Origin of the sequence: Mesorhizobium sp. M6A.T.Cr.TU.014.01.1.1, assembly GCF_004022765.1 — a bacterium.
GTDB lineage: Bacteria > Pseudomonadota > Alphaproteobacteria > Rhizobiales > Rhizobiaceae > Mesorhizobium > Mesorhizobium mediterraneum.
Genome location: NZ_RZPG01000024.1, coordinates 1 through 16,728 on the forward strand (window position 1 = coordinate 1; position 16,728 = coordinate 16,728).

At 64.0% G+C, this 16,728-nt stretch carries 18 protein-coding genes and 1 pseudogene; 10 read left to right on the forward strand and 9 right to left on the reverse strand.

Going from position 1 to position 16,728, the window contains the following annotated elements:
- Together EN885_RS24155 and EN885_RS24160 are read left to right on the forward strand one after the other, a co-directional pair.
- Nucleotides 1-118: pseudogene (locus tag EN885_RS24155) on the forward strand (IS630 family transposase); the annotation flags it as partial.
- Between the two features lie 89 nt (nt 119-207).
- Nucleotides 208-1,446, forward strand: coding sequence for an MFS transporter (locus EN885_RS24160; RefSeq protein ID WP_128243965.1), 1,239 nt, complete (start codon nt 208-210; stop codon nt 1,444-1,446).
- 150 nt (nt 1,447-1,596) lie between these two features.
- On the opposite strand, the gene EN885_RS24165 is transcribed toward EN885_RS24160, so the two are convergent.
- Entirely contained in the window at nt 1,597-2,055 is a 459-nt protein-coding gene (locus tag EN885_RS24165; protein WP_127288248.1) for a nuclear transport factor 2 family protein, read from the reverse strand.
- Between the two features lie 208 nt (nt 2,056-2,263).
- Between EN885_RS24165 and EN885_RS24170 the strand changes: the two genes are divergently transcribed.
- Both EN885_RS24170 and fabF read left to right on the forward strand, forming a co-directional pair.
- A complete protein-coding gene (locus EN885_RS24170; protein WP_128243993.1) occupies nt 2,264-2,842 on the forward strand; it encodes a TetR/AcrR family transcriptional regulator in 579 nt (192 codons plus the stop codon).
- Between the two features lie 47 nt (nt 2,843-2,889).
- Complete coding sequence (gene fabF / locus EN885_RS24175; RefSeq protein ID WP_128243966.1) at nt 2,890-4,194, forward strand: beta-ketoacyl-ACP synthase II; 1,305 nt, start codon at nt 2,890-2,892, stop codon at nt 4,192-4,194.
- 41 nt (nt 4,195-4,235) lie between these two features.
- On the opposite strand, the gene EN885_RS24180 is transcribed toward fabF, so the two are convergent.
- The gene (locus EN885_RS24180) at nt 4,236-4,667 is read right to left on the reverse strand and encodes a helix-turn-helix domain-containing protein (protein WP_206072938.1); all 432 of its coding nucleotides are present in this window, start codon (nt 4,665-4,667) and stop codon (nt 4,236-4,238) included.
- A gap of 88 nt (nt 4,668-4,755) precedes the next feature.
- On the opposite strand from EN885_RS24180, the gene EN885_RS24185 reads away from it, so the two are divergent.
- Complete coding sequence (locus tag EN885_RS24185) at nt 4,756-5,214, forward strand: hypothetical protein (RefSeq protein ID WP_245493137.1); 459 nt, start codon at nt 4,756-4,758, stop codon at nt 5,212-5,214.
- 88 nt (nt 5,215-5,302) lie between these two features.
- Entirely contained in the window at nt 5,303-6,118 is an 816-nt protein-coding gene (locus EN885_RS24190) for an oxidoreductase (protein ID WP_128243967.1), read from the forward strand.
- A 121-nt stretch (nt 6,119-6,239) separates the two neighbouring features.
- On the opposite strand, the gene EN885_RS24195 is transcribed toward EN885_RS24190, so the two are convergent.
- The gene (locus EN885_RS24195) at nt 6,240-6,854 is read right to left on the reverse strand and encodes an NAD(P)H-dependent oxidoreductase (RefSeq protein ID WP_128243968.1); all 615 of its coding nucleotides are present in this window, start codon (nt 6,852-6,854) and stop codon (nt 6,240-6,242) included.
- 79 nt (nt 6,855-6,933) lie between these two features.
- On the opposite strand from EN885_RS24195, the gene EN885_RS24200 reads away from it, so the two are divergent.
- Together EN885_RS24200 and EN885_RS24205 are read left to right on the forward strand one after the other, a co-directional pair.
- Entirely contained in the window at nt 6,934-7,566 is a 633-nt protein-coding gene (locus EN885_RS24200) for a helix-turn-helix domain-containing protein (protein ID WP_128243969.1), read from the forward strand.
- A 157-nt stretch (nt 7,567-7,723) separates the two neighbouring features.
- Nucleotides 7,724-8,161, forward strand: coding sequence for a VOC family protein (locus tag EN885_RS24205; RefSeq protein ID WP_128243970.1), 438 nt, complete (start codon nt 7,724-7,726; stop codon nt 8,159-8,161).
- Between the two features lie 71 nt (nt 8,162-8,232).
- Here the strand turns inward: EN885_RS24205 and EN885_RS24210 are convergent, their stop codons facing one another.
- The 6 genes from EN885_RS24210 to hemC all read right to left on the reverse strand — a co-directional run bounded on the left by EN885_RS24210 (nt 8,233) and on the right by hemC (nt 14,309).
- On the reverse strand, nt 8,233-8,949 hold the full coding sequence (locus tag EN885_RS24210) for a glutamine amidotransferase (RefSeq protein ID WP_128243971.1): 717 nt from the start codon (nt 8,947-8,949) through the stop codon (nt 8,233-8,235).
- 11 nt (nt 8,950-8,960) lie between these two features.
- Complete coding sequence (locus tag EN885_RS24215) at nt 8,961-9,440, reverse strand: TerB family tellurite resistance protein (RefSeq protein ID WP_126104376.1); 480 nt, start codon at nt 9,438-9,440, stop codon at nt 8,961-8,963.
- 45 nt (nt 9,441-9,485) lie between these two features.
- Nucleotides 9,486-11,090, reverse strand: coding sequence for a heme biosynthesis protein HemY (locus EN885_RS24220; RefSeq protein WP_128243972.1), 1,605 nt, complete (start codon nt 11,088-11,090; stop codon nt 9,486-9,488).
- Between the two features lie 10 nt (nt 11,091-11,100).
- On the reverse strand, nt 11,101-12,573 hold the full coding sequence (locus EN885_RS24225; RefSeq protein WP_127205867.1) for a COG4223 family protein: 1,473 nt from the start codon (nt 12,571-12,573) through the stop codon (nt 11,101-11,103).
- Nucleotides 12,574-12,664: 91 nt separating this feature from the next.
- Nucleotides 12,665-13,381 (reverse strand): uroporphyrinogen-III synthase, encoded by a 717-nt coding sequence (locus tag EN885_RS24230; protein ID WP_128243973.1) that lies wholly within the window; start codon nt 13,379-13,381, stop codon nt 12,665-12,667.
- A gap of 1 nt (nt 13,382) precedes the next feature.
- The gene (gene hemC, locus EN885_RS24235; RefSeq protein ID WP_128243974.1) at nt 13,383-14,309 is read right to left on the reverse strand and encodes a hydroxymethylbilane synthase; all 927 of its coding nucleotides are present in this window, start codon (nt 14,307-14,309) and stop codon (nt 13,383-13,385) included.
- Nucleotides 14,310-14,546: 237 nt separating this feature from the next.
- On the opposite strand from hemC, the gene tsaD reads away from it, so the two are divergent.
- Complete coding sequence (gene tsaD, locus EN885_RS24240; RefSeq protein ID WP_206616847.1) at nt 14,547-15,632, forward strand: tRNA (adenosine(37)-N6)-threonylcarbamoyltransferase complex transferase subunit TsaD; 1,086 nt, start codon at nt 14,547-14,549, stop codon at nt 15,630-15,632.
- Nucleotides 15,629-16,639, forward strand: a complete 1,011-nt coding sequence (locus tag EN885_RS24245; protein ID WP_128243976.1) for an NAD(P)H-dependent glycerol-3-phosphate dehydrogenase — start codon at nt 15,629-15,631, stop codon at nt 16,637-16,639. Before tsaD ends, EN885_RS24245 begins: the two co-directional genes overlap by 4 nt.
- The last annotated feature ends 89 nt before the right edge of the window (nt 16,640-16,728 follow it).

Sequence of the window (16,728 nt, forward strand, 5' to 3'; positions counted from 1 at the left end):
TCAGAAACGCACCATCGAGGACACTTGGCGACACATCGGCCATCTCGTCGCAACGATCGAACCCGGCGAATGCAAGAACTACTTCGCAAACGCCGGGTACGCTTCCGTCAAAACGTGAAAGACTCTAAAAAGCGCTGTGGTCGGACCAGCGCCCATTGTGGAAGAGCCCCGCCGGCCGATACACAGTCTCGCCGGGGCCATTCACAAATGACAGCCGAACAAACATCACCCGACCAGCGCTATGCCGCCTTCCGCCACAAACCCTTCCTGAGCTATTGGGCGGCGCGCTTCCTCTCCACATTCGCCACCCAGATCGTATCCGTCGCCGTCGGCTGGCAGGTGTATGACCTGACCCGTGATCCGTTCGATCTCGGGCTTGTCGGCATTGTCCAGTTCCTGCCTTCGCTGCTGCTGGTGCTGGTCACCGGGGTGGTCGCCGACCGTTTCGGACGCCGTCTGATTATGGCGCTGACGGTCCTGCTGGAGGCGATCTGCGCGCTGGCTCTGCTGCTGCTGACGCTGCGCGGCCTTAGCGGACCGGGCTTGATCTTCGGCGTGCTCGCCATGTTCGGCATCGCGCGCGCCTTCTTCGGACCGGCCGCAGCGTCGCTGTTCGCCAATCTCGTGCCACCAGAGGATTTTGGCAACGCAATCGCCTGGAATTCGTCAGCCTGGCAGACGGCAACCATCATTGGACCCGTCGCCGGCGGCCTGCTCTACGGGCTTTCGGCCGAAGCAGCATACGGCACCGCTGCCGTTCTGATGTTTGTCGCCGCGGTGCTGATCTTCACCATCCCGAAGCCAGCCCAGCGCAGCGAGACCGACAAGCCGACGATGCAGACCCTGTTTGCCGGCTTCGGCTATATCTGGAGCGAGAAGATCGTGCTCGGCGCCATTTCGCTCGATCTGTTCGCCGTGCTTTTGTCCGGCGCCACAGCACTGCTGCCGGTCTACGCGCGCGACATCCTCGAACTCGGCCCGTGGGGCCTCGGACTGTTGCGCTCGGCACCGGGCATCGGCGCCATCTGCGTTGCCATCTGGCTGGCCGGACATCCGATCCGCAACCACGCCGGCCTAGTGATGCTCGGCTTCGTCGCGCTGTTCGGCACCTTTACCGTGCTGTTCGGCCTCTCCACCATCACCTGGCTGTCGATCGCAGCACTCGCCTTGCTCGGCGCCACCGACATGTTCAGCGTCTATATCAGAGAGACGCTGATCCAGCTGTGGACCCCGGACCAGGTGCGCGGTCGCGTCAACGCCGTCAACCAGGTCTTCGTTGGCGCCTCCAACGAGCTCGGCGAATTCCGCGCAGGCACCATGGCGGCGTTGATCGGCACCGTGCCCGCGGTGGTGATTGGCGGCGTCGGCGCAGTCATTGTCGCCGGGTTGTGGGCGGTGCTGTTCCCGCAGCTGCGCAAGGTGCGCCACCTCAACGGGCGAAACTGATCCAGAGCGCACTGATCCGGGCGCAGCAGACGGCAGAGGTGATCGAATTCGGGCGGATGGGTCGTCTGCGGGCGATGCCCAGCGAGGACCGCGCCAACGACGAAGGCGACCCCGCGGCGTCACCGTCGAGGTGCCCGTCCAAGCGAGCTGCTAGCTCACAATTTGTTCGGCGGCAGCTTCATCGAGGCCAGCTGCCGCTTGGGCGGCAAGACCGCGGGCCGCTGCTTGTGAATCGTAAAATTCCTCGAGTGCATAGACCCTGCCCCACCGCAGGGTGAACACGTGGAGACCACGGTTGACGTACGACGCGTCGCCGTTGAGCAGCGTTGCGGTGCCGTCCCACTGGGCAAACACGGTGGTATGCCACGGCCAGCCCTTCACCCAGATGTGGTTGACCGTGAGATGGAGATTAGGCAGGACGCGGCCGAGGCGCTCAAACCAGCGGCGCACGGCTTCTTTGTCGTGGCGCTCACCACCAAGCGCGTGGGCGCCGGAAACGCGGTGACGGACACGCGGCACGAGTGCTTTCACCGCCGCATTCCAGCGATGGTTGTTGACGTGGTCGAAGCTCTGTCGGATCGATTTCTCGACAAAATAACTGTATAGCATTTGACCTCTCCTCCAAACTTATTCGACGGCGTGATCGAGGGCACCGTGTGGCGCTCCCGTCCGGTGATTTTTGACGACGTTCGCCGCCACGCCCGCCAGCAAGATGGCGGGTCTCTTTTTCATGCCCATCGCCTCATCTCGAAATAGATTGCATCCGTCCTCTATAATGGTTATAGATTACGAATGCAATCTAAAAAAGGAGATGATGATGCGCGTGAGTCGCATGCAGGCCGCGGAAAACCGTGAAACCGTGATCAATGTGGCAAGCCGCCTTTTTCGGGAGCGCGGCTTTGACGGCATCGGCCTTAAAGATCTTATGAAGGGAGCCGGTCTGACCCAGGGCGCCTTTTACAAGCAGTTCGCATCAAAGGAGGACCTGGCGGCGCAGGCGTCCAGGCGGGCGATGGAGAGCGCCACTCACCGATGGTCGGCCGCGACTGCGGCAAAGCCTGAGGATCCGCTCGGCGCGGTGATCGCATTCTACCTCAGCATGGGCCATCGCGGAGAAAAGATGGACGGCTGCCCGGTCGTGGCGCTCGGCTCGGATGCCGCCAGACAGGGTGCCGAGGTCAAGGCGTCATTCGAGGCCGGGATCAGGGAATACCTTGAGATGCTCGGCAGTTGGGTTAGCGAGGCCGACGGCGAGGAGGCTGGCGGCAGGACCATGGCCATTCTCTCGACAATGGTCGGCGCGGTGCTGCTCTCGCGCGTCGTCAACGACCCCGATCTCGCGCAGGCTTTTCTGGATGCGGCGACCGATCAGGTTCGCGAAGCAGTCGCCGCTTGAACGGCGTAGGCAACGCTGGCGGCGCACCCAAATTGATAGGAGAGCAGATGCGACGAATTGTCGTTACAGGCATGGGAGCGGTCACGCCCCTTGCTGCCAATGTCGAAGCGTCCTGGTCACGCCTCCTGGCCGGTCGCTCGGGCATTCGTAGGCTTTCGGACGATGTCGTGGGAGACCTGCCGGCGAAGATCGGCGGCGTGGTTCCCTCCTTGGAAGAAGATCCGGACGCTGGTTTCGATCCCGATGCCATCCTGGCTGCGAAAGATCGGCGCAAGGTGGATCGGTTCATTCTCTTTGCGCTGGCGGCGGCAGAAGAGGCGCTTGCGCAGGCGAAATGGAAGCCTGCCTTGGAAGCGGCTCGCCTGCGCACGGCAACGATCATTGCTTCAGGGGTCGGCGGGTTCCCAGCCATAACCGAGGCGGTGCGCACGGTCGACGGGCGCGGCGTCCGCCGTCTCTCGCCTTTTACGGTGCCGTCCTTCCTGGTTAACCTTGCGGCAGGCCACATCTCGATCCGCTATGGTCTCAAGGGGCCACTCGGCGCACCGGTGACGGCGTGCGCGGCCGGCATTCAGGCGATCGGCGACGCGGCCCGTCTTATCCGCGCCAATGAAGCCGATATCGCCGTGTGCGGCGGCACGGAAGCATGCATGAACATCGTCAGTCTCGGTGGGTTTGCTGCCGCACGCTCTCTTTCCACCGGCTTCAATGAGACGCCGGCTCAAGCCTCGCGCCCCTTCGACACGTCGCGGGACGGCTTCGTCATGGGTGAAGGGGCCGGCATCCTGATTATCGAGGAACTGAGCCACGCGCTTGCGCGCGGCGCGAAACCACTCGCCGAGCTCGTCGGCTACGGCACGACGGCGGATGCTCATCACGTCACCTCCGGTCCCGAGGACGGCGACGGCGCGCGCCGAGCCATGGAGATCGCGATTGCCCAAGCCGGCATTTCGGCGCGTGAGGTATCTCATCTCAATGCGCACGCGACCTCCACGCCAGTCGGTGATCTCGGGGAAATCGAGGCGATCAAAAGAATCTTCGGGGCAGATTCCAGCATAGCTGTCAGCGCAACCAAATCGGCGACCGGACACCTGCTCGGAGCCGCCGGCGGGCTTGGAGCCATCTTCGCAATCCTGGCGCTGAGGGATCAAGTGGCGCCACCAACCCTTAATTTGAGCGCTCCGGATCCAGCGGGCGACGGGATCGACTTCGTCGCAAACCAAGCCCGGCCGATGGGAATGGACTACGCGATCTCCAACGGCTTCGGCTTCGGAGGCGTCAATGCCAGCGCGCTATTCCGGCGCTGGACGGACCAGCTGGCCGGCGCAAGCATCGCAGAGTCCGGTGATTGACTTCCGACCGCCTGGCAGCCCGGCGCTTGCGATCGCGGATGCTATTCGGGTGTTGCAACGCGAATCGGGCGGGTGCCGATCTTTGCCCCTGTGACGGCATCCACGGCCACCGGCTCGATTTCTTCTCCTGTCTCTGCGTCGACGTATCGCGCCAACCTGCCTTCGCCGCGGTACTGGCGTCCCCACGCACCCAGTAAGATGAGCACCGGCAAGAAATCGCGTCCGGCCGCCGTCAGCACATACTCATCGCGCGGAGGCCGCTCCGAGTAGCGCCGCTTTTCCAGAAGTCCCTCTTCCGTCAGCGTCGCCAGCCGCCGGGTCAGAATGGTGGGAGCGATGCCCAGACTTTTCCGGAATTCGTCAAAGCGCGTGAGGCCCAGGCTCGCGTCGCGAAGGATCAGCATGCTCCACGCATCGCCGACGCAGGTGAGGCCGCGGGCGATCGGGCAAAAGGCATCGGAAAGATTTTTCACGTTAATATCATTTTGATAGTGACTTGATATCGAAATGATATTAACATCTTTTTGAAATGCAATCCAGCACAAAGAAGGAGTGACTTCCATGAACAGGACCAACCCGGAATTTAACCGTCAGAGCGCGCAACCGATGCATCATGTCGCCGCCGGCCAGCCGAGATCGGCAACATCTAAACGGAGCCTCGCGATGATCAACCTTATCGGTGGCGTGGCGGCATTCTTCCTGGCCGCGTCCCCGTTGCATGCCGGTGAGCTGTCGGCCATGGCCGGGGAGAGTATCGATCTCGGCGGTTTTCGCGGCGTCTTGCACTACACCGACGAAAATGACGGCTATCGGGTGATCGCAACGATAGCGGAAGGAGAGACCGGGATTCCCTTGCGCTTCTCGGCCACTCTCGCCGAAGGGCAGTCGGCTACGATATCCGTGCCGCGGAAATTGGGCGAGCCTGAGCAAAACCTCGAGATTTCGCGCTCCGGCGACAAGCTTACCGTCACCGAGGTGGGATCAGTGTCCAACCAGCAAACTGGGGCCATTGCCGAGTAATGGCCTCATCGGATCGCGGGGCGTGCGCCTATCTCCATCTGCGCACGCCTGCAGCCGGCAATCCAGCACATAGAAAGAAGTGATTTCCATGAATAACACCAATCTTGGCGTCGCCCTGGTGACGGGGGCATCCACCGGCATCGGGCACGCAACGGCCAAAGCCCTGCAGAACGCGGGCTTTCGCGTGTTCGGAACCAGCCGTCGTGCGGTCGCCGAACGATCCGACGGCGTTACCATGCTGACCTGCGACGTCACCGATGACGCGTCCGTTGCGAAACTGGTCGATGACGTGTTGGCTGAAGCCGGGCGTATCGACCTGCTCGTCAACAATGCCGGCGTCGGCCTGCTCGGCGGCGCGGAGGAGTCCTCGACCGTCCAGGCTCAGGCGCTGTTCGACGTGAACGTCTTCGGCGTTCTCCGCGTGACCAACGCGGTCCTGCCGGCAATGCGCCGTCAAGGGAAGGGCAGAATCGTCAATTTGAGTTCTGTGCTGGGTTTAATCCCAGCACCTTATTCCGCGCTCTATGCGTCGACCAAACATGCCATCGAGGGCTATTCCGAATCGCTCGACCACGAACTGCGCCCTTTCGGAATTCGCGTCGTGTTGGTCGAGCCCGCCTATACCCGAACGTCATTTGAAGAAAATCTCGCCAGGCCAGACCAGTTGCTTGAGATCTATGACGCTGCGCGCGCTGGCATGGATGTGATCCTGCGCAAAGCGATGGAAACAGGTGATGCTCCCGAAATTGTAGCCGGGACGGTCTTGAAAGCAGCGACCGATTCCGTTCCGAGGAGGCGCTATGCGGCGGGAAAAATGGCACGCCAGGTCAGTTTCCTGCGCCGTTTCGTCCCGGCATCCGCATTCGACAAAAGCCTACGAAAGCAGAACGGCCTGCCGGTCTGACGTCAACATTAACGACTCCGGCTTCGGTCGAACCGGCAGGAGTTGTAGGCGCTTCAGGCGGCACTGATCCAGGCACGGGGGCCGCGAACACCGTGCCATGTGCTGCCGGTGCGCTACGCGCTCAAGCTGCCTCCGCGCCTCGCGCGGATGCCTTGAAGAGGTTGCCGCCGATGGCGCGCGCGGCGCCGAAATTAGAGGCTGGATCCTGCGTCTCCGAGCCGAGCAGCAGCTCGGACGTCACGACGGACGCGCCACAGTAATCGAAGATGCCATGATCGATCTGCGTCTTCATGGCTCCGAAATAGCCGTGCCGCTCATAGGTTCGCAAGTTGGCGCCTCCGAGGGCAACCAGATGAGCCCGGAGGTGGCGAAGCCTCTTCACCAGTTTGGCGTCTGGGCCTTCATCGTAAGCCCAGCCATTTGCGAATACCCGGTCGATCCATCCCTTGAGAAGCCCCGGCATCGACCACCAGTAGACGGGATAGACCAGCACGAGGGCATCGGCGCGATCAATCCTCGCTTGCTCGGCGGCAACATCGGCTGAGGGCGGCGTCTCCCTGCGATGGACGGCGAGATCCGTCGCGGTGAACCTCGGATCGAAGCCTTCCGCCGCAAGATCCGCAATTTCGAAGGAATTGCCGGGATCGGACAGGGACACACCCTCGGCGACATGCCTGGCGACGCTATGGCTGAGCGAGCTGGGATCGGGATGCGCGATAACGATCAGCGCGTGCATATCGAAAACTCCTGCTGGTTGGTTGCGGCCGAACGCCCAAACTTATATACTCTTAGTAAGTTACTTTTGGTATATAGCCATGTCAAGCGCCGAAATGAGTGATCAGGCTTCCCATCCGCGACCGCGTCGCCGGCTGTCGCGAGAGGAACGGCATCGCCAGCTTCTGGACGTCGCATGGCGGCTGATTGGGGAAGAAGGAACGGAAGCCCTGACGCTCGGACGGCTGGCCGAGCAGTCGGCTGTTACAAAACCTGTCGTTTACGACCATTTCGGCACGCGGTCCGGGCTGCTGGCGGCGCTCTATCGGGAATTCGACGCGCGTCAGAATGCGCTCATGGACGCCGCGCTTCAGGCGAGCGAACCGACCTTGGCGGGCCGAGCCGCGGTTATCGCGTCCTCCTATGTCGACTGCGTGCTTCTCCAAGGCCGCGAGATACCCGGTGTCATCGCTGCGCTGGCCGGTTCGCCTGAGCTTGAAAGGATCAAGCGCGACTGCGAGACGGCGTTCATCGAGAGGTGCCGGATTGCGCTTGCCCCATTCGCCGGAACTGGTGCTGTCGCTTCAGCGGGCCTTTGGGCGATGCTCGGTGCAGCCGAGGCCCTGTCCTATGCTGCCGCGACCGCAGAAATCACGGCCGCGCAGGCGCGGGACGAACTCTTCGAAACAATCGTCGCAATGGTCGCCAGAAGCGCACGCCCCGGCATACGCTAGGCCGTAGACACATAACCCTTTAATCCAGTAGCGAAGTGCAAAATCCCTCAGATCAACCAGCGACGCATCACAAGGCTCCCTTCCAGAGCCCTGAATGCTCACCTGGCAAGCAGTTTATGAGTTTACGGCCTAGGACGACACCTTGTAGATTGGACACATGGCGCTCAAACGGATGGACAACGTAGGAATCGTCGTCGATGACCTCGAAGGGACGATCGATTTCTTTCGCGAGCTCGGCCTTGAGCTCGAAGGGCGCGGCACGATCGAAGGAGAATGGGCCGGACGTGTCACTGGACTGGGCGATCAGCGCGTCGAGATTGCCATGATGCGCACGCCGGACGGCCACGGCCGGCTCGAGCTATCCCGCTTCCTCACGCCACCTGCCGTCGCGGATCACCGCAACGCCCCGGTTAATGCTCTAGGCTACCTCCGCGTCATGTTCGCCGTGGACAACATCGACGAGACGCTTGAAAGGCTCCGCAATCGCGGCGCGCAGCTCGTAGGCGAAGTAGTCCAGTATAAAGACGCGTATCGGCTCTGCTACATCCGCGGGCCTGAAGGGCTTCTCATCGGACTCGCCCAAGAACTCAGCTGAGCGCAATACGACGACAATGACGAAGGGCGACCAGCGAGCGCGTCTCACAAAGGGTCAGCTGTTAGACTAGATTAGGACAGTGCGGGCCTGCCGAAGATCGTCTGCAGGAATTCGTCGAGCCAGCGTTTGAGATGCATGTCCCAGATCAGCCGGCCGCCGAGATGATCGCGGCCGGGCTGCGCGCCGGGCAACTCGAAGCGGTGCGCGCCGCGAACGACCCAGCGCTGCATCATCGCCCGGGTCAATTCGCCATGGAACTGGATGCCCCAGGCATTGTCGCCATAACGAAAGGCCTGGTTGGGATAGGTTTCGGCCGTCGCCAGCAGCGTCGCGTCCCGCGGCAGCGAAAAGCCTTCGCGGTGAAACTGGTAGACCATCTCAGGCCAGTGCATCAGCTTCTTGCCATCCTCGGTCGCCTGCAGCGGATACCAGCCGATCTCGACCAGCCCCTCGCCATGACCCTCGACCCTACCGCCAAGATGATTGACCAGCATCTGCGCGCCGAGGCAGATGCCGAGCAACGGCCGGTTCTCCCTGAGCGGAACTTTCAGCCAGTCGGTCTCGCGGCGGACGAAGTCATCCTCGTCATTGGCGCTCATCGGTCCACCGAACACCACGGTCCCGGCATGACCGTCCAGTGTTTCCGGCAAGGCGTCGCCGAGCGGCGGGCAGCGGAGATCGAGGTCGAAGCCTTCTTCGATAAGCATGTGGCCGACGCGCCCGGGGCTCGAACTCTCCTGATGCAGCACGATCAGGATTTTTGGTCTCGGCCTCGGCGTGGATGGCATGGGGATCCTGTCTATTCGTCGCTCGACGTTCCGGTGGCGCCCGGCGCTTCGGCCGCCGCCTTGCGGCGTGCCTCGACGCGGTCGCGGCGTTCGACGCCGATCAGCTCGGCGACCCGCCAGACGATATTGTCCTCGAGTTCATGCAATTCGCCATCGGCATAGACGATTTCCCACATCAGGCCGATGAAGGCTTTTCGCGCGTCCGGATCGAGCTGGCCCTTCAACACGCTGGTGAAGGCGTAGAGGTCGATCGCCTCATTGTCGGCCCGCTCGCCGGCGGCGGCCAGCGCGTCGAGCTCGTCGCCGCTGATCGAATAGCTTTCCGCCAGCACCGCCTTGAAGCGCTCCCATTCGGCATCCTGACGCACGCCGTCGGCACTCATCACATGGTAGAGAAGGGCGGATGCGGCAACGCGCGGATCATCGGCGTTGTTGCGGGCGCTGCCACCTGCTGGCAGGTCCTTCAGAAACGACAGAACACGTTCGAACATGTGATTCTTACTTCCCATCGGGCAAAACTATCAAGCTCGACCAAATCAGAACAAGCGAAACCTGCGTGGCGATTTTTGGTCTTCGTCCGGGTCGACGCCGGGATCGTCGGGCAGCCGGGCCAGTTCCTCCGCCGGTTCGACAGCTTCAGCATCCGGCGGCACCGCGGCAAAGGCCGTGGCGGTGACCGGCGTAACTTGGTCTTCGTCTTCGCCACGTTCCGGTGCCGCCGCGGTAGTCGGTTTTTCGGCCGAAACAGCGGGGTTCAGCTCGATCACATTTTCCTTTGCCGGCTTGATTGGCGCCGCAATGGTCGGCACCGCGGCATCCGCCGCGTCCTCATTACTGTCGATGAGCTGACCGAGCCGCTCCATCGGCGCCCGCCATTCGAAGGCGTCGAGCTTGCCGGTGATCGGCGACACTGGCGCCCAGCGTTCGGAGACGAGGCCGTCGGCAACCCAGGCCGGATCGCGCGGTGCACGCACCGCCTTGGACAGAAGCTGCCGCACCTTACCCTGATCGCCGGTCTCGGCCTCCTCGATGTCGGCCAGAAGCAGATAGGCGCCTTCGCGGCGATCCATGCGAATGGCTGCCTCGGCCTCCTGGCGGGCGGTCTTGTAATCTTGCGCATCGAGCGCGGCGCGCGCCACCGTCAGCGAGGATTCGGCGTGATTCTTCTTCATCTCCTGCAGTTTCTTCGCCCGATTCAGACGGTCGAGGACGGCATCGGCAGGCCGGGCGTGGGTGTAAAGCTCGGCGATCTCCGGATGCGGCTCGGCTTTCCACGCCGCTTCGAGGATCTTCGCGCCCTTGCGCACATCGTTCTGCCTGAACAGCAGTTTGGCTGCGACGACCGCCGCCGGCGCGAAATCCGGCCGCAGTCGATTGGCCTCGAGAGCAGCGGTTTTGGCGGCATTGGGATCGCTGTCGATCAGCGCCTGCGCCTTGGCGGTGAGCAGCACAGCGCGGCGCCGGTTGGCGGCGTCGCGCTCGATCTGGCGCGTCGATTTCTGCGCCTCGACCAATTTCAGCGCGCTGTCCCAGTCGCCGCGCCCGGTCAGGTCTTCCAGCGTCGATTCGGCGGCCCAGGCCAGCTGCGGCGCCATCGCCGCGGCGCGGCCGGCATAGTGGCGCGCCGCGTTGCGATCGCCGAGGCGTTCGGCCTCGAGATAAAGCCCGCGCAGGCCAAGCAGCCGCATTTCGGGATCGTCGAGCATGGTCTCGAACTTTTCGCGGGCGCCCTCGTGGTCGCCTTCGAGCAGAGAGGCTTGCGCCTCCAGCAGCTGGATCAACGGCTCCTGGTCAGAGCGGATCAGCTTTGCCGCTTCCTTGGTCTTCTTGCGGGCGAGTGCTCCGTCACCGGCGCCGGCGGCGATCATGCCGGTCGATAGCGCCTGATAGCCACGGTCGCGGCGGCGCACGCGGAAATAGCGCGAGATGGTGTAGGGGCTGTTCCACAGTGACTTGATCAGCCACCAGACGATCATCACCGCGGCAACCACGGCGACGACCGCCACCGCCGCCACCATCAGGCTGACCTGATACTGATAGCCGCTGAAGGTGACGACCATCTCGCCCGGCCGGTCGGCCAGCCAGGCGAAACCCAGCCCGAGCGCGAAAACGACGGCGAGGAAAAGCAGAATGCGAATCATCGGGTTTTCCTCACGCCTTCATCGCACCAGCGATCAACGCGTCGACCTGTGTCTCGACCTCGATCCGCGCCTTCAGTTTGCCGGCAAAGTCGGCGCCGGCGGCCTTCACCGCCTCGGGCAGTGTATCGTATTCACTGAGCGCCTTGGCGTAGTCGCCCTGGCTGACCGCCACCTCCATGCGCGCGACGGTTTCCGGTGCGCCGGCGCCTTCGACGGCACCGATCGGCCTGACTTTGACCAGTGATTCGGCGCTCGACAAAAGGTTCTGCAGGAAGCCGGCATTCTGGTCGACGGGCTCGGTGGCAGCGACCATGGCATTGGCCGCGGCGGGCACTTCGGCGGCGATCTCGGCACGTGTCGAAACGCCCTTTTCGGCGTAGGGACGCAAGGTTGCGATCTCCGGTGCGCCCGGTGAAATCGCCGCAAACGTTTCGAGCTCGGCGGCGAACGGCGCACCGCCGTCGACTGCTGCCTTCAGCGCCGAAGCGGCGATGGCGAGCGCGATCTTCGGCTGTCCCGCCTGTGCCTCGACCTTGCCGGAAAGCTGCGACACTGACTGTTCCAGCGCCGCAAGCCGGCCTTCCTGCGCCGATGCCGCCTCACCGGCGGATTTCACCGCCGCGTCGAGCCCGGCCAGCTTTTCGTTGAGCGGCCCGAGATCGACCGGCGCCGTATTGCCTGCCTGACCAAGGGCAGCAACAGTCGTCTCGATCTGCCTGACTTTGTCGCCAAGGGCAGCAAGCCCGGCAGTGTCGCCGGCCCCACCCTGCTCGACCGCCGATTTCAGCGCCGCGACATCCGTCTTGACCTGATCCAGGGCCGACGACAACCCGTCCACCTTGGCCGACGCATCATTGTTGCCGGCTGTGTCCTTGAGCCCGGCAATCTCGCTCTTCAGCGAAGCGATTTCGCCATTGACGCCATCGAGCGACACGCCGCCCGAACCCGGCGCGCCGAGCAGGCCGGCAAACTGCAGCCCTCCGGCGGCGGCGAGCGCGATGACGCCGCCGACAATGCCGGCAGCGATGCCGTTGATGCCGCCACGCCTCGGCTGTGCTGCCATGCCTTCATCCCCTGCCTGGGCTTCCTTCGGCGCTCCTTTGGCCCCCATCCCGCTGGCTTTGGCAGATGCGTCGTCGAAGCTGTAGTCGAAGGCCCGTTTCGCCGATGCGTCTGAGCCGGCCGGATAAGTCGGTTTGGGTCCTTCAGGACCTTTGGTGCCGCCCTCTGCCGGCTCTTCCGGACCGGCGGGCGGGGCCGCATCGGCATGTTCCCACGGCTCGATGTCGGTCTGGTCGGCATGCATGGGTTCTTCAGGCGCACCCGGCTGCGACGCGTTCGCCGCCTCCTCCGCTTTCGCCTCGTCGGTCCGCCCGTTGGCGGCATTCTCGTCGGCAACGCGCGAGACGGCCCCGGGTTCGAGCTCGATGGTCACAGGCTCGCGACGGCTTTTCGAATGCCGCATCTTCGGCGTCTTGACCATGCTTGGGCTCCGCAAAATTCGCTTCGGGATGGTTCAGAAAGGGTCTAGCACATCACCAAGCGGTGAAAAGGGGCGGCGTGATGACACGGGGTCAACGCCACGTCCGCAAAAGTTCCAGCAACGCCTCCTCGCTGGGCTCCGGCGCAACCCGGAGCTTTTCTGAGGCGACAGCCTCCAAGGCTGCGGCGATACGTCCGGACAGGACGAAAAACCATGTCTCTTCAAAAAGACCACGCAGCGCCGGCCGGCCAGCCAGGGCCTGCATCGCTGTCGCCGCCTTGGCCGAATAAAGAAGCACCGCTTCAACCGGCTGGCCGGACAGGCATGCAAGGATTGCGGCGTCCGAATGGTCCAGGGTGACTGTGTCGTAGGTCTCGATGGCGCGGACGGCGACACAAGCGGCCTTCAGCCGCGCCTCGAACGCCGGAAACCGCACGCGTCCACACAGATAGATGATCGTCTTTGCCATGAAGCCGCCGGCAAGCGCATCCGCCAGCGCCTCGGCATCGCCGGGGCCTTCGCTGACGGACAAGAATCCCGCAGCGCGGGCCGCTTCTGCCGTCCTTCTGCCGACGGCATGGCAGGGCAAAGCGGCGAGCGCCGCGATAATTTCCCTCGGCGCATGGCGCACGGCATTGGCGCTGGTGACCGCAACGGCCACGGCATTGTTTGCGACCCCCTCCACGTCGACGGGCAGAGCCACCGTTTCGGTCAATGGCAGCGGGATCGGCTTAAACCCCCGGTCCTCAAGCCGCCGCATTGTGCGCGAGGCGCCCGGTTCCGGCCTCGTCACCAGGACGCGAACCATGTCAGGCCCAGCCGTCGAAGAATTTTTCGCCGACCTTGGCCCGCACGGTCCTAGCAGCTTCGTTGCCGATGCGGGCGGCATCTTGCGCCGGGCCTTCCGCCTCGACCTCATGTGATTGCGTGCCGTCCGGCGAGATGATCAGCCCAGCGAAGAAGACGGTTCCGTTGGCGATGACCGCATGGCCGGCGATCGGCGTGCGGCACGACCCGTCGAGCGCCGCCAGGAAGGCGCGCTCGCAGGCCAGAGCCTGTCCGGTCGGCACGTCATGGATTGCCGTCAGCATCCTTTCCACATCGCGGTCGCCGATACGGCTTTCGATGCAGATGGCACCTTGCCCGGGCGCCGGCGGAAAGGTGTCGAGCGGCATCAGGTCGGTGACGACATGCTCCAGGGCAAGCCGCTTCAGCCCGGCATAGGCGAGGATGGTGCCGTCGGCGATGCCCTCGTCGAGCTTGCGCAGCCGCGTCTGCACATTGCCGCGGAACATCACCACGTCGAGGTCCGGCCGCATGCGCCGAATCAATGCCTGACGCCTGAGCGACGACGAGCCGACCTTCGCGCCCTGCGGCAGTCCGGCGATTGTCTTCGCCGCTTTGCCGACGAAAGCGTCGCGGGCATCCTCGCGCGGCAGGAAGGCGGACAGCTCCAGCCCGTCGGGCAACACCGTCGGCATGTCTTTCGACGAATGCACGGCGATGTCGATACGGCGCGCCAGCAGCGCTTCCTCGATCTCCTTGGTGAACAGCCCTTTGCCGCCGGCTTCCGACAGCGGCCGGTCCTGGATGCGGTCGCCACTGGTCGAGATGACGACCACCTCGAACGCCTCAACCGGCATGCCATGCGCGGCCATCAGCCGCGCCTGCGTTTCATGCGCCTGCGCCAGCGCCAGCGGGCTGCCGCGTGTTCCGATTTTCAAGGTTGTTTGCATGGCGCGCGGTCCGTGATAACCCCCGAGCAGATCGAGGTCTGTTGATATTCAGGTCAGGCCGAGCCGAAAATGGTGGTTTCCGAGAACCGGAGCGGAGCGTACTTTGAGTACGTGAGCACCGGAAGCGCAGGAAGCCGCCATTTGCAGGCCGGCATCACCTGAATATCAACAGACCTTGGGCTTTCTCCTACCGGGGAAAGCTGGGTTGTACAATCTTCGAGGGACAGCGACGAATTGATCCGCGTTCTGGGCATTGAGACGAGTTGCGACGAGACCGCCGCCAGCGTGGTGACGCTGGATGGCGGCGGCGCACCCAAAATCCTGTCCGATATCGTGCTCAGCCAGATCGAGGAGCATGCCGCCTTCGGCGGCGTCGTGCCGGAAATCGCCGCACGTGCCCATGTCGAGGCGCTGGACGGCATCATCGAGGCAGCGCTGGCCGATTCGGGCGTCGATCTCGCCGACATCGACGCGATCGCCGCGACCGCCGGCCCCGGCCTCGTCGGCGGGCTGATCGTCGGCCTGATGACGGCGAAAGCCATTGCCGCGGCCGCAAACAAGCCGCTGATCGCCATCAACCACCTCGAAGGCCACGCGCTGACCGCGCGGCTGACAGACGGGCTCGATTTTCCATACCTGTTGCTGCTCGTATCCGGCGGTCACACGCAGATCCTCGCCGTGCGTGGCGTTGGCGACTATCAGCGCTGGGCGACGACCATCGATGATGCGCTCGGCGAAGCCTTCGATAAGACGGCCAAGATGCTCGGCCTGCCCTATCCCGGCGGGCCGAATGTCGAGAAAGCGGCGGCGACCGGCGATGCCACGCGCTTCGCCTTTCCGCGGCCGATGAAGGGCTCGGCGCAGTCCGATTTCTCTTTTTCCGGGCTGAAGACCGCCGTGCGCCAGGCAGCGACGGCCATCGCCCCGTTGAGCGACCAGGACGTCGCCGACATCTGCGCCTCGTTCCAGACGGCGGTGGCGGATGCGCTGGATGATCGTGTTTCGAGAGCGCTGACGCGTTTTCGCGAAACTTTTCCTGATAAGCAAAATCCTGCGCTTGTTGTTGCCGGCGGCGTCGCTGCCAACCGGACGATCAAGACGAAACTGGAAGCCTTGTGCGAGAAAGCCGGCTTTGCTTTCGTCGCGCCGCCGCTCAAACTCTGCACCGACAATGCGGCGATGATCGCCTGGGCCGGCATCGAACGGCTGCGTGCCGGCATATCAGGTGAGAACACAGCCGATTTCGTGCCGCGCTCGCGCTGGCCGCTGGACAGCATCTCCGCCCCGATGGTCGGTTCGGGCCGGCGTGGAGCCAAGGCATGACCGGCGGCGAGGACAGGGCGCCAAGCGGCTGGCGCGTCGCGGTGCTCGGCGGCGGTGCCTGGGGCACGGCGCTGGCGCTGGCCATGCTGCGAGCCGGTCATTTCGTCCGCCTCTATGCGCGCGACCCGGAGACCGTCGCCGCGATCGACCGTGGCGAAAATCCGCGCTATCTGCCTGGCATCGCGCTCCAGGCCGGCATCGTGGCAACGAGCGACATCGAGGCCGCGCTCGACGGCGCAGACTGCGTGCTGGCGGTGGCGCCGGCGCAGTCGCTGCGCGCCATGCTGGCGACCGCAAAGATCCATATGCCGAAAGACACCCCGCTGGTCCTCTGCGCCAAAGGCATCGAGCGCGACACCGGCGCGCTGCTGTCGGCGATAGTCGAAGAGATTCTGCCTGAAAACCCGGTTGCCGCCCTGTCCGGCCCGAGCTTCGCCACCGACGTTGCCAGGGGCCTGCCGACGGCCGTGGTGGTCGCGGCCCGCAACGAGGGTCTGGCGGCCGATCTTGCCGCCCGCTTCTCCGCGCAGAACCTGCGCTGCTATTCGAGCGACGATCTCATCGGCGTCGAGATCGGTGGCGCGCTGAAGAACGTCTTCGCCATTGCCGCCGGCGCGGTCACCGGCGCCGGGCTCGGCGCCAGCGCCCAGGCCGCCATGGTGACGCGCGGCTTTGTCGAATTGCGTCGCATCGGTGCTGCGTTCGGCGCCAGGCCGGAAACGCTGATGGGGCTTTCCGGCCTCGGCGACCTGCTGCTGACCTGCTCGTCCGCCCAGTCGCGCAATTTCGCCTACGGGCTGGCACTGGGGCAAGGCAAGCCGCTTGCCGGGCTGCCCTTGGCCGAAGGCGTGCCGACGGCAGCGATCGCCGCCCGCATCGCCGCCGAGCGTCGGATCGACGCGCCAATCATCACCGCCGTCGCCGCCATATTGGACGGCACGATCACCATTCGCCAGGCTGTGTCGGCGCTGATGACAAGGCCGCTGAAGACCGAAACCGATGTTTAGAGCGACGTGCGTCCGCTTGGACGCACAAAGTACGCTCTAACAACTTTGAACCTGCGCATCGTGCTTTCCGAAAATCGATTCCGATTTTC

Coding starts and splice junctions, on each gene's coding strand:
- hemC (WP_128243974.1), bottom strand. CDS start 14,309: ATGCAAACAACCTTGAAAATCGGAACACGCGGCAGCCCGCTGGCGCTG.
- fabF (WP_128243966.1), top strand. CDS start 2,890: ATGCGACGAATTGTCGTTACAGGCATGGGAGCGGTCACGCCCCTTGCT.
- EN885_RS24185 (WP_245493137.1), top strand. CDS start 4,756: ATGAACAGGACCAACCCGGAATTTAACCGTCAGAGCGCGCAACCGATG.
- EN885_RS24225 (WP_127205867.1), bottom strand. CDS start 12,573: ATGGTCAAGACGCCGAAGATGCGGCATTCGAAAAGCCGTCGCGAGCCT.
- EN885_RS24160 (WP_128243965.1), top strand. CDS start 208: ATGACAGCCGAACAAACATCACCCGACCAGCGCTATGCCGCCTTCCGC.
- EN885_RS24165 (WP_127288248.1), bottom strand. CDS start 2,055: ATGCTATACAGTTATTTTGTCGAGAAATCGATCCGACAGAGCTTCGAC.
- EN885_RS24200 (WP_128243969.1), top strand. CDS start 6,934: ATGTCAAGCGCCGAAATGAGTGATCAGGCTTCCCATCCGCGACCGCGT.
- EN885_RS24230 (WP_128243973.1), bottom strand. CDS start 13,381: ATGGTTCGCGTCCTGGTGACGAGGCCGGAACCGGGCGCCTCGCGCACA.
- EN885_RS24205 (WP_128243970.1), top strand. CDS start 7,724: ATGGCGCTCAAACGGATGGACAACGTAGGAATCGTCGTCGATGACCTC.
- EN885_RS24195 (WP_128243968.1), bottom strand. CDS start 6,854: ATGCACGCGCTGATCGTTATCGCGCATCCCGATCCCAGCTCGCTCAGC.
- EN885_RS24190 (WP_128243967.1), top strand. CDS start 5,303: ATGAATAACACCAATCTTGGCGTCGCCCTGGTGACGGGGGCATCCACC.
- EN885_RS24210 (WP_128243971.1), bottom strand. CDS start 8,949: ATGCCATCCACGCCGAGGCCGAGACCAAAAATCCTGATCGTGCTGCAT.
- EN885_RS24215 (WP_126104376.1), bottom strand. CDS start 9,440: ATGTTCGAACGTGTTCTGTCGTTTCTGAAGGACCTGCCAGCAGGTGGC.
- EN885_RS24220 (WP_128243972.1), bottom strand. CDS start 11,090: ATGATTCGCATTCTGCTTTTCCTCGCCGTCGTTTTCGCGCTCGGGCTG.
- EN885_RS24245 (WP_128243976.1), top strand. CDS start 15,629: ATGACCGGCGGCGAGGACAGGGCGCCAAGCGGCTGGCGCGTCGCGGTG.
- EN885_RS24170 (WP_128243993.1), top strand. CDS start 2,264: ATGCGCGTGAGTCGCATGCAGGCCGCGGAAAACCGTGAAACCGTGATC.